Origin of the sequence: Streptomyces sp. NPDC059371, from assembly GCF_042751995.1 — a bacterium.
GTDB lineage: Bacteria > Actinomycetota > Actinomycetes > Streptomycetales > Streptomycetaceae > Streptomyces.
Genome location: NZ_JBHYXD010000167.1, coordinates 1 through 10,454 on the forward strand (window position 1 = coordinate 1; position 10,454 = coordinate 10,454).

Here is a 10,454-nt window from a genome sequence, read left to right on the forward strand (position 1 = left end):
GGCGGGCGCGGGGCGCGCGCCGCGCCCGCGCGGCCGGGCGGCCCGGGGGGCCCCCCCCCCCCCCCCCCCCCCCCCCCCCCCCCCCCCACGGCCGTCACAGGGGAGCCGGGTAGCCCGGGAGCCGGGAACCGGAGACGCTCAGCGCCAGCCGTATCGCTCGCGCAACCGGTGTACGACGGAGTTGAACCGCATCCGGTCCAGCGCGCACGCCTCCCGCCGCATCCCGTCCTCGTGCAGCCGCAGCACGCGGTCCACGTTCACCCAGGAGTCCCGCCCGGTCCGGTCCCACGGTCCGCTGCCGATCGGCACCCATTCGCGGTCGCCGTTGTGCGCCTTGCTGGAGAGCTGGACGGCGAGCAGTGTGCCCGCGGCCTCCCGGGCCACGACCAGCACCGGGCGGTCCTTGCCCCGGCCGTCGTTCTCCTCGAAGGGGACCCACGTCCAGACGATCTCCCCGGGATCGGGGTCGCCGTCGTGCGCGGGGGCGTACTCGGTCTTCACGGGGCCGACCTCGCGGGGCTCGGCCTCGGTGGTGGCGGAGGGGCCGTAGCGGCCGGGGACGGCTTCTTCGGTGTCATCGGTAAAGGCAGTCACGGGGGCCACCGTAAAGCCTGCGCGCCAGGTCGCGGCGGGCGGGTCCGGGGCCTGACGGCTCAGCACGGCTCCGCGGTCAGCCCAACTTCCGTGAGGCGCCCGCCCCATGGAGTGCGGCGCGACGGGGGACACGGCGACGGGGGGGCCGGGGGGGTGGGGGCAAACCCCCGCCGCCCCCCCCCCACCGAAACCACCAAACCCGGCCCGGCGCCCCCCCCCCCCCCTCGCGGGGGCGGGGCGGCCTGTCGCCTGTGGGTGTTGTTATTTCCCTCCCCCCCCCACACCACCCCCCCCCCCGGCCCCTACTGATCAGAACCACCGGTGCCCGTACGCCTCAGCGCACGGATCTCACCCCTCGTCCTTCTCCACGGGCACCTTCTCGCTGACCGGCGGCACGAACCCGTTGAGCTCCGCCGCCGGGCTCTTGGCCGGGGTGCCCTCGGGATTCATCGAGGAGAGCAACTGGCGTGCCAGGCCGAGGCCCGTGCCGCCCATGGTGAGCGCCTTGGCGAACAGCTCCGACATGCCGTCGGCGCCGTTGAGCAGCACCATGTGATCCACGTTGCCGAACGCGCTCGCGCCCGCCTGGACGATCTCCGGCCAGTTCTCCGCGAGTTGCTGGGCGACCACGGCCTCCTGGTTCTCGGCCAGCGCGGCGGCGCGGGCCTGGATGGCCTCCGCCTCCGCGAGACCCTGGGCCCGGGTCGCCTCGGCCGCCGCCAGGCCCTTGGCCTGCGAGGCGGCGGCCTCGGCCTCGCCGGTGGCACGGGTCGCCTGGGCGGCCGCGGCGCCGCGTGCCTTGGTCGCCTCGGCCTCGGCGTTGGCCGCCGTCTTGACCCTGGTCGCCTCCGCCACCGCGGCGAGCTCGGTCTCCTTGGCCTTGGCCTGCGCCGCCGAGATCCGGGCGTCACGCTCGGCCTCGGCCCGTGCCCGGATCTCGTACGCCTTGGCGTCCGCCGGCTTGCGGACGTCCGCCTGGAGCTGCTGCTCGCGGCGGTGTGCCTCGAGCTCGGCGACCCGTGTCTCCTGGACGACGACGTCCTGCTGAGCGGAGGCCGCCGCGAGCGGGCCGGCCATCTGGGCCGTCGCCGCCGCCTTGTCCCGCTCGGCCTGGTAACCGGCCTGCTGGATCTCGCTGTCCCTGGTCGCCTCCGACATCCGGGCCGCGGCCTTCTGCTCGGCCTCGGTGGCCAGCCGGTTCGCCTCGGCCTGCGCGATACGGGCATCACGCTGGACGGCGGCGGCGTGCGGCATGGCCAGGTTCCGGATGTACCCGGTCGGGTCCTCGATCTCATGGATCTGCAGCGAGTCGACGATCAGGCCGAGCTTCTCCATCTCCGTACCGCAGGCGGCCCGGGTCTGACCGGTCAGCTTCTCCCGGTCGCGGATCATGTCCTCGACGGTCAGCCCGCCGACGATGGATCGCAGATGGCCGGCGAACACGTTGTGCACCCGCTCCGCCATCATCTTCTGCTGGTCGAGGAAGCGACGCCCCGCGTTGGCGATCGACACGAAGTCGTCGCCCACCTTGAAGATGACCACGCCCCGCACCTTGAGCGGAATGCCCTGGGTGGTCACGCAGTCCACGTGCAGTTCGGTCTCGTTGAGGTCGAGCGAGATCTTCCGCACCGCCTGCACGCCGGGCAGTACCAGCGTGCCGCGCCCCGTCACGATGCGGAATCCCATGCCTTCTTCGAGACCTTCGGTCCGATGCTTCGAACCGGAGATGATCAACGCTTCGTTGGGCTCCGCGACACGCCACATGAGCTTGAAGACCACAACGATGAAGATCAGTGCGAGGACAACCGCCCCCGCCACGACGCCGACAACCATCGGCATACGCCCCCTTTGGATGGTGCCCTTTCGGCACCGAACGAACGGGAGTGTGCTCCTCGCCGACACCGGAATACAGAGGTGTGCGAATCCTTGTTGCGTTCTTGACGCATACGGCTCTCACCTGGGACGAGGGCAGCTCAACTGTCGTATGAAAAGCATCAGTTCGACCTCCAGGAGGGGCGGCCGGAGTCGCGCGGCGCGCTCAGTTCTCGTACGCGGCCGAGACGTACACCGTGCGCGGCGCCAGGTACTCCACCACCATCACCACCGTGCCCCGCTCGATACGGTCCTTCGGCGCTGCCGGATACGCGAGGAAGTGCTCGGCGCCGCCGCGCACCCGGACCATCACCTCGCCGACGAGCCCGGGTCCGACCGTGCCGGTGACGCGTCCCATCAAACCGACCATCGAGGCATCGTCCATGGCCACAGCGTAAGGCCGGAACTCCCCTACACGGCCGGGGAGTCCACGACGGCTTCGCGCGGAGGCCACCGCTCGTGCCAGCGCAGGTCCGCCTCCAACTGTGCGGCCAGCGACACCAGCAGCGGCTCGCTGTCCGCCGGGCCGAGCAACTGCGCGCCGACCGGGAGCCCTTCGCCGACGAAGCCCGCGGGGACGTTGACGCCCGGCCAGCCGAGAACGTTCCACGGCCAGGCGTACGGGCAGGCGGCGATCATGGCGCGGTCGGTGCGCAGCCCGCTCAGGCCGAGCATCGCGCCGATGGCCGGCGGGGGAGCGGCGGTGGTGGGCGCGAGCACCACGTCGTAGGTGTCGAAGAGCGCGCCGACGCGCCGTCGCAGCCCGGCCTCGGCCCGGCGGGCCGCCCGCAGCGGAGCGCCGCCGAGCAGCCGGCCGAAGCGCGCCGCGCCGTGCGTGCGCCGGTCGAGGAGTTCGGGGAACGGTACGGCGCGCGCATGTTCGGCGATACCCGCCGTGGCGCGCGGGACGAACGTGAGCCCGATGGGCCCGTAGCGGGGATCGGCCTCCTCGACCGCGTGCCCGAGCGCGGCGAGCCGCTCCGCGAGCGTGAGGACCTTCGCCCGTACGGCGGGGTCGAGCCGGGCGGGCAGCGCGGTGAACGGCGGTTTCAGCGACAGCGCGATGCGCAGCCGGCCCGGATCGCGGCCCACGGCGTCGTGGACGCGCAGCGCGGCGGGGCGGTGCAGATCGCCCGCGTGGCTGCCGCTCGCCGCGTCCAGCAACAGGGCGGCGTCCGCGACCGTGCGGGCGAGCGTGCCGTTGACCGTTATGCCCTGGAAGGACTCCGGGCGCGGCCACGTCGAGATCCGGCCGCGCTGCGGTTTGATGCCGACCAGATGGGTCCAGGCGGCCGGGATGCGCACGGAGCCCGCCCCGTCCGAGCCCAGCGCCGCGGGCACCAGGCCCGCGGCCACGGCGGCCGCGGAGCCCCCGGACGAGCCGCCCGGGGTGTGCCCGTGATGCCAGGGGTTGCGGGTCGCGCCGAAGGCCGGGCCCTCGGTGAAGGGCCACTGGCCCAGCTCGCAGGTGTTGGTCTTGCCGACCACGACGGCCCCGGCCGCGCGCAGCCGGCGGACCGCCTCGCCGTCCTCGGGCACCGGCGGGAAATCCCCCGCGCAGCCGAACGCGGTCGGCTCGCCCGCCACGTCCATGTCGTCCTTGACCGCGACCGGCACCCCGAGGAGCGGCCGCCGCCCGCCCGCGGCCAGCTCCGCGTCCGCCGCGTCGGCCTCCGCGAGGGCGGCCTCGGCGCGCACCAGCCGGAAGGCGTTCACCGTGGGCCGGGCCGCCTCGATCCGGGCGAGCGCCCGCTCGACCAGCTCGCGCGAACTCACCTCACCCGCGGCCAGCACACGCGCGCTCTCCGTCAGTCCTGGGGCACGGTCGGGATCCATCCGGGTCACCTCCGAAGCGGTTGTCTACCGAACGGTAACCTCTGGGGCCCTGCGACGGTACCGGACCCTCAACCTCCTTTACGGAGGCGGGAGTTCCGTAAACGGCGGGTCCGATCGGGTGCCCCGGCGCGAGGCGGTGTCCGGGCTCTCTGCAAGGATGCGTCGCGTCATGGCGCAGATACCGAAACAGTCCGCCGGCCGGCCGACGCCCGCACGACGTCCCGTACCGACCAGTGCCGACGTGGCACGCCTCGCGGGTGTCTCCCGCGCGACCGTCTCGTACGTCCTGAACAACACGAGCGCGGTCCGTATCAGTGAACCGACCCGGCGCCGGGTCCGCGAGGCCGCCGAGGAGCTCGGATACGTTCCGCACGCGGCCGCCCGCAGTCTGCGGGCCGGACACAGCCGCATGGTGCTGATGCCCGCCCCGACCGCCCCCGTGGGCCCGCTCTACCACCAGTTCTTCGCCGAACTCCAGTCCGAGCTGGGCCGGCTCGACTACACGGTCGTCCAGTACGGCAGCGTCGGCCTGCGCGGCGACGAGGCGGCCCGCGCCTGGGCCGAGCTGCGCCCGGTCGCCGTCCTGGTGCCCGGCAGCGGCCTCGGCCCGCAGGGTGTCGCGGTCCTCAAGCGGGCGGGCGCCCGCGCCGTGGTCACCCTCGGCCCCGAACGGGTCGAGGGCGCCCACGCGCTGCTCATGAACCACGACCGGGTCGGCCACTGCGCGGGTGTCCATCTGCTGTCCGGGGGCCGCCGCCGCATCGGTGTGGTGATGCCGGGGGAGAGCGGCCTGGAGATCTTCTCCAGGCCCCGCCTCGACGGCGTCCGGCGGGCCCTGCGCGGCACGGACGCGACGGTGACCGAACTGCCGCTGGTGTACGAGGAGGAGGCCGCCGCCCGGCTCGCGGCGCGCTGGCGCTCCCTCGGCCTCGACGCGGTCTTCGGGTACAACGACGAGTACGCGATGCTCCTCATGCGCGCCCTCCAGGACGAGGGCGTCGCCGTGCCGGACGAGACCGCCGTCGTCGGCGCCGACGACCTCATGCTCGGCCGGCTGCTGCGGCCCCGGCTGAGCACCGTGCATCTCGATCTGCCCTCCGGCCGCGACCTCGCCGAGCTGGTCGACCGCGTGGTCCGCGAACCGGGCACCGAGCCCGAGACGCGCGAGGTGCTCGGCGCACGAGTGGTGCACCGCGCGTCGAGCTGAGAGAGGCTGGTGCCGCAGCAGGCAGAGGGTCGCCACCCCGCGGCACCGAGCCTGTTCACCCGGCCCGTGCACGGCGGGGCGGTCGCGTGCCGGAGCTCGGACCCGGCGGCATCGGACACCGGAGGCGCTTCATGCGGACCACGGTCGGCATCATCGGCGCGGGCCCGGCAGGACTCCTGCTGGCCCGGCTGCTGCACCGGACGGGGATCGACTGTGTCGTCCTGGAGAGCAGGGACCGTGCGTACGTGGAGCGCCGCCAGCGGGCCGGCATGCTGGAGCAGGGCACGGTCGACGCCCTGCGCGAGTGCGGAGCGGGCGAGCGGCTGGACGCCGAGGGTCTGGTCCACCACGGGATCGAGCTGCGCTTCGAGGGCGAGCGCCACCACATCGACTTCCCCGGGCTCACGGGTGGCCGGACCGTCACGATCTACGCCCAGACGGAGATCGTGAAGGATCTCGTCGCCCTCCAACTCGCTGACGGGCCACCCCTGTTGTTCGAGGCCGAGGCGCTGACCGTGGAGGAGCCGGAAAGCGCCTCGCCCGTCGTGCGGTTCGTGCACGAGGGACACGAACGCACGCTGGACTGTGACTGGGTGGTGGGCTGCGACGGCGGCCACGGCGTCGCGCGCGCCGCGTTCCCGGCCGGGACGGGCCGCTCGTACGCGCACGACTACCCGTACTCCTGGCTCGGCATACTCGCCGATGTGCCGCCCTCCTGCGAGGAGTTGATCTACGCCCGGGGTGCCACCGGCTTCGCCCTGCACAGCATGCGCTCCCCGTCGGTGTCCCGGCTCTACCTCCAGGTCCCGAACGGCACCGACGCCGGCGACTGGCCCGACGAGCGCGTCTGGGACGAACTGGCCGCGCGGTTCGCGGTCGACGGGGACTGGCGGCTGGAGCGCGGACCCGTCACCGCCAAGTCGGTCACCTCCATGCGCAGTTGGGTCCACGAGCCGATGCGTCACGGGCGGCTGTTCCTGGCCGGGGACGCCGCCCACATCGTGCCGCCGACCGGCGCCAAGGGGCTCAACCTCGCGGTGTCGGACGTACGGCTCCTGGCCCGCGCGTTCGCCGGACTCCACCGCACCGGTTCGACGGAACTCCTGGACCGCTACTCGCGGACGGCCCTCGAACGTGTGTGGCAGGCCACACGTTTCTCGTACGACATGACTAAGATGTTGCACGCTCAACCAAATGAGGATGCCTTCGAACACCGGATGCAGCTCGCGCGACTGCGCCGGATCACGGCATCGCGTTCCGCCGCCGCCGAACTGGCAGCGAACTACACGGGACTTCCGCTGGCCCCCGAGCCGCGGGAATCCGCGGAGTCCCGCCGGTGATCAGTGACCGATCGGAGAGCCGACATGCCGCTGCTCGACCCCACGACCTGGCAGTCCCGCCCCCTCTCGGGCGATGAGTACACCGTCACCGAACCCGCCACCGGCGAGAGCCTCGGCACGGTCACCCTCGCCGCCGCCGAGGACGTCGCGAGTGCCGCGCGGACGGCGCGCGCCGCGCAGACCGAGTGGGCCAGGGCCCCGCACTTCGTCCGAGCCGCCGTACTGCGCCGGGCGGGCGACCTCTTCGCCGCGCACGCCGACGAGCTGCGCGACTGGATCGTGCGGGAGTCCGGCTCCATCCCGGGCAAGGCGGACTTCGAGCTGCACGTCGCCGCCCAGGAGTGCTACGAGGCGGCCGCCCTCGCCTCCCGCCCGACGGGCCAGATCCTGCCGTCGGAGGCCCCGCGGCTGTCGTACACGCGCCGCGTCCCGGTCGGCGTCGTGGGCGTGATCGCGCCCTTCAACGCGCCGCTGATCCTCTCGATCCGCTCGGTCGCCCCGGCGCTCGCGCTCGGTAACGGCGTCGTCCTGAAGCCGGACCCGCGCACGGCCGTGTGCGGCGGCCTCGCGCTCGGAGCCGTCCTCGCCGAGGCGGGACTTCCCGACGGGCTGCTCCAGGTCCTGCCCGGCGGCCCCGAGGCCGGCCGCGCCCTCGTCACCGACCCGCTGATCCCGGTCATCTCCTTCACCGGCTCGACCGCCGCGGGACGCTCGGTCGGTGAGGCCGCCGGACGTCATCTCAAGCGCGCGCACCTGGAGTTGGGCGGGAACTCCGCGCTGGTCGTCCTGGAGGACGCCGACATCGAGGCGGTCATCTCCACTGCCGCCTGGGGCTCGTTCTTCCACCAGGGCCAGATCTGCATGACCACCGGCCGTCACCTGGTCCACGCCTCGCTCTACGAGGAGTACGTCGAACGGCTCGCCGCCAAGGCCGACTCGCTCGCCGTCGGCGACCCGCACCGTGAACAGGTCCACCTCGGACCCATCATCGACGACGCCCAACTCGCCAAGATTCATGGGCTGGTGGAGTCCAGCACCGCAAACGGCGCGAAGCTGGCCGCGGGCGGCACGCACGACCGGCTCTTCTACCGGCCCACCGTCCTCGCCGGAGTCGACGACACGACCCCGGCGTACGCGGAGGAGGTCTTCGGCCCGGTCGCCCCGGTCCGCTCCTTCGGCACCCTCGACGAGGCGGCGGCCCTGGCCTCGGCGGGACCGTACGGTCTGGCCCTGGGCATCGTCACCCGGGACACCGCCCGCGGCCTCGACCTCGCCGAACGCATCCCGACCGGCATCGCGCACATCAACGACCAGACCGTCAACGACGAGGCCGTCGCGCCCTTCGGCGGTACGGCCGCCTCAGGCACCGGCGCCCGCTTCGGCGGCGAGGCCAACCTGGACGCCTTCACCGACCTGCGGTGGACGACGGTGCGCGGGGACGTGACCGGCTACCCCTTCTAGGGGAGGAACCGGCGGCTTCCACGGGGAACCGGCGGCGCGGCGGGCCGAGGACCTACTCGGCGTCCTTGGCCTGCTCGGCGCCGGTGCCCTGCTCCTCGGCCGCGGCCTGCTGGGCGGCGACCGACTTGCGGACCTCGTCCATGTCCAGCTTCCGGGCCTGCCCGATGACGTCCTCCAGGGCGGCGGCGGGCAGCGCCCCGGGCTGGGCGAAGATCGCGACCTGGTCGCGGACGATCATCAGGGTCGGGATCGACTGGATCTCGAAGGCCGCGGCCAGCTCCGGCTGCGCCTCCGTGTCGACCTTGGCGAAGACCAGGTCCGGGTTGGCCTCGGCGGCCTTCTCGTAGACCGGGGCGAACTGACGGCACGGCCCGCACCACTCCGCCCAGAAGTCGATCAGGACGAACTCGTTGTCCGTGACCGTCTGGTCGAAGTTCTCCTTGGTGAGTTCAACGGTGCTGCTCATTCCACTTCCCTCTTCCTCGTGTCAAGGTCATGCCGGTCAGCACAACGCCACCCACCGGGGGCCTATTCCGGGTGCGTACCCGTGTGGCCACGGCGCACACCAGCAACCAGACTGGCCCCATGACGGAAACGGAATCCATCGCCTACGACGTCGTGGTGCTCGGTGCCGGACCCGTGGGGGAGAACGTCGCCGACCGCGCCCGCGCCGCCGGCCTCTCCGCCGCGGTCGTGGAGAGCGAACTGGTCGGCGGCGAGTGCTCGTACTGGGCCTGCATGCCCAGCAAGGCCCTCCTCCGCCCGGCCATCGCCCGCGCCGACGCCCGCCGCGTACCCGGCCTGTCCGCCGCCGTACAAGGCCCCCTCGACGCCTCCGCGGTGCTCGCCCACCGCGACTATTTCACCTCGGACTGGAAGGACGACGGCCAGCTCGCCTGGCTGGACGGCATCGGCGCCGCCTTCCACCGCGGACACGGCCGACTCGCCGGACCACGCACCGTGACGGTCGACGGGCCCGACGGCGAACGGCGCCTGCTGACCGCCCGGCACGCGGTCGCGGTCTGCACCGGCACCCGCGCCCTGCTCCCCGACCTGCCGGGCCTCGCCCAGGTCAAGCCGTGGACGAGCCGCGACGCCACCTCCGCGCACGCCGTGCCCGGACGGCTGATCGTGGTGGGCGGCGGTGTCGTGGCCGCCGAGATGGCCACGGCCTGGCAGGCGCTCGGCTCCCGGGTCACCCTCCTGGTCCGCGGCAAGGGCCTGCTGCCCCGCATGGAGCCCTTCGCCGGAGAACTGGTCGCCGAGGCGCTGGCCGAGGCGGGCGCGGACGTCCGCACCGGCATCTCGGTGACGGCCGTCTCGCGCGAGAACTCGGCCGTGGTCGCCCTCACGGACACCGGTGAACGCTTCGAGGCCGACGAGATCCTGTTCGCGACCGGCCGCGCGCCTCGTACCGACGACCTCGGCCTCGAGACGGTCGGCCTGGAGCCGGGCAAGTGGATCGAGGTCGACGACAGCCTCCGGGTCGTCGGCAGCGATTGGCTGTACGCGGTCGGCGACGTCAACCACCGCGCGCTGCTCACCCACCAGGGCAAGTACCAGGCCCGGATCGCGGGTGCCGCCATCGCCGCACGTGCCGCGGGCGTGCCGCTCCTGGAGACGGACCCCTGGGGCGCGCACTCCGCCACCGCCGACCACGCGTCCGTCCCGCAGTGCGTGTTCACCGACCCGGAGGCGGCGGCCGTGGGCCTCTCCCTCGCGGAGGCGGAGCAGGCCGGTCACCGGGTCCGGGCCGTGGACGTCGACATGGCCTCGGTGGCCGGCGCCGGACTGTACGCGGACGGCTACCGGGGCAAGGCCCGCATGGTCGTCGACCTCGACCGCGAGATCATCCTCGGTCTCACCCTGGTCGGTCCCGGCGTCGGGGAACTCATCCACTCGGCGACCATCGCCGTCGTCGCCCAGGTCCCCGTCGAGCGCCTGTGGCACGCCGTCCCGTCGTACCCGACGGTCAGCGAGGTCTGGCTGAGGCTCCTGGAGGCGTACCGGGACGCGTGAGCCGCGCGTGCCCGGGGTGCCCGTCCAAGACCGGACGCGCACCCCCCGGCCCCCCCCCCCCGGGGCCGGGGGGGCCGGGCGCCCGTATGCCGGCCCGCGCGGCCCCCGCCCCGCCCGCGCGCGCG

General features: G+C 73.5%; 9 protein-coding genes. 4 read left to right on the forward strand and 5 right to left on the reverse strand.

The features are described from left to right. Nucleotides 1-138: 138 nt before the first annotated feature. The 4 genes from ACFXGX_RS42080 to ACFXGX_RS42095 form a co-directional block, all read right to left on the reverse strand. A complete protein-coding gene (locus ACFXGX_RS42080; protein ID WP_384803419.1) occupies nucleotides 139-594 on the reverse strand; it encodes a type II toxin-antitoxin system PemK/MazF family toxin in 456 nt (151 codons plus the stop codon). 348 nt (nucleotides 595-942) lie between these two features. Beyond that, nucleotides 943-2,433 (reverse strand): SPFH domain-containing protein, encoded by a 1,491-nt coding sequence (locus ACFXGX_RS42085; RefSeq protein WP_384803422.1) that lies wholly within the window; start codon nucleotides 2,431-2,433, stop codon nucleotides 943-945. A gap of 199 nt (nucleotides 2,434-2,632) precedes the next feature. Further along, the gene (locus tag ACFXGX_RS42090) at nucleotides 2,633-2,857 is read right to left on the reverse strand and encodes a hypothetical protein (RefSeq protein ID WP_384803425.1); all 225 of its coding nucleotides are present in this window, start codon (nucleotides 2,855-2,857) and stop codon (nucleotides 2,633-2,635) included. A gap of 20 nt (nucleotides 2,858-2,877) precedes the next feature. Beyond that, entirely contained in the window at nucleotides 2,878-4,302 is a 1,425-nt protein-coding gene (locus tag ACFXGX_RS42095; protein WP_384803428.1) for an amidase, read from the reverse strand. Nucleotides 4,303-4,471: 169 nt separating this feature from the next. Here ACFXGX_RS42095 and ACFXGX_RS42100 point away from each other — a divergent pair, with 169 nt between their 5' ends. The 3 genes from ACFXGX_RS42100 to ACFXGX_RS42110 all read left to right on the forward strand — a co-directional run bounded on the left by ACFXGX_RS42100 (nucleotide 4,472) and on the right by ACFXGX_RS42110 (nucleotide 8,310). After that, complete coding sequence (locus tag ACFXGX_RS42100; protein ID WP_384803431.1) at nucleotides 4,472-5,509, forward strand: LacI family DNA-binding transcriptional regulator; 1,038 nt, start codon at nucleotides 4,472-4,474, stop codon at nucleotides 5,507-5,509. Nucleotides 5,510-5,640: 131 nt separating this feature from the next. Beyond that, nucleotides 5,641-6,849 carry a 4-hydroxybenzoate 3-monooxygenase gene (locus ACFXGX_RS42105; protein WP_384803434.1) on the forward strand — a complete coding sequence of 403 codons (1,209 nt, stop codon included), beginning with the start codon at nucleotides 5,641-5,643 and terminating at the stop codon, nucleotides 6,847-6,849. Nucleotides 6,850-6,873: 24 nt separating this feature from the next. After that, nucleotides 6,874-8,310 carry a benzaldehyde dehydrogenase gene (locus ACFXGX_RS42110; protein WP_384803437.1) on the forward strand — a complete coding sequence of 479 codons (1,437 nt, stop codon included), beginning with the start codon at nucleotides 6,874-6,876 and terminating at the stop codon, nucleotides 8,308-8,310. 52 nt (nucleotides 8,311-8,362) lie between these two features. On the opposite strand, the gene trxA is transcribed toward ACFXGX_RS42110, so the two are convergent. Then, nucleotides 8,363-8,776, reverse strand: coding sequence for a thioredoxin (gene trxA / locus ACFXGX_RS42115; protein WP_384803441.1), 414 nt, complete (start codon nucleotides 8,774-8,776; stop codon nucleotides 8,363-8,365). 119 nt (nucleotides 8,777-8,895) lie between these two features. Between trxA and ACFXGX_RS42120 the strand changes: the two genes are divergently transcribed. Beyond that, nucleotides 8,896-10,329, forward strand: coding sequence for a dihydrolipoyl dehydrogenase family protein (locus tag ACFXGX_RS42120; protein WP_384803444.1), 1,434 nt, complete (start codon nucleotides 8,896-8,898; stop codon nucleotides 10,327-10,329). Nucleotides 10,330-10,454: the final 125 nt, after the last annotated feature.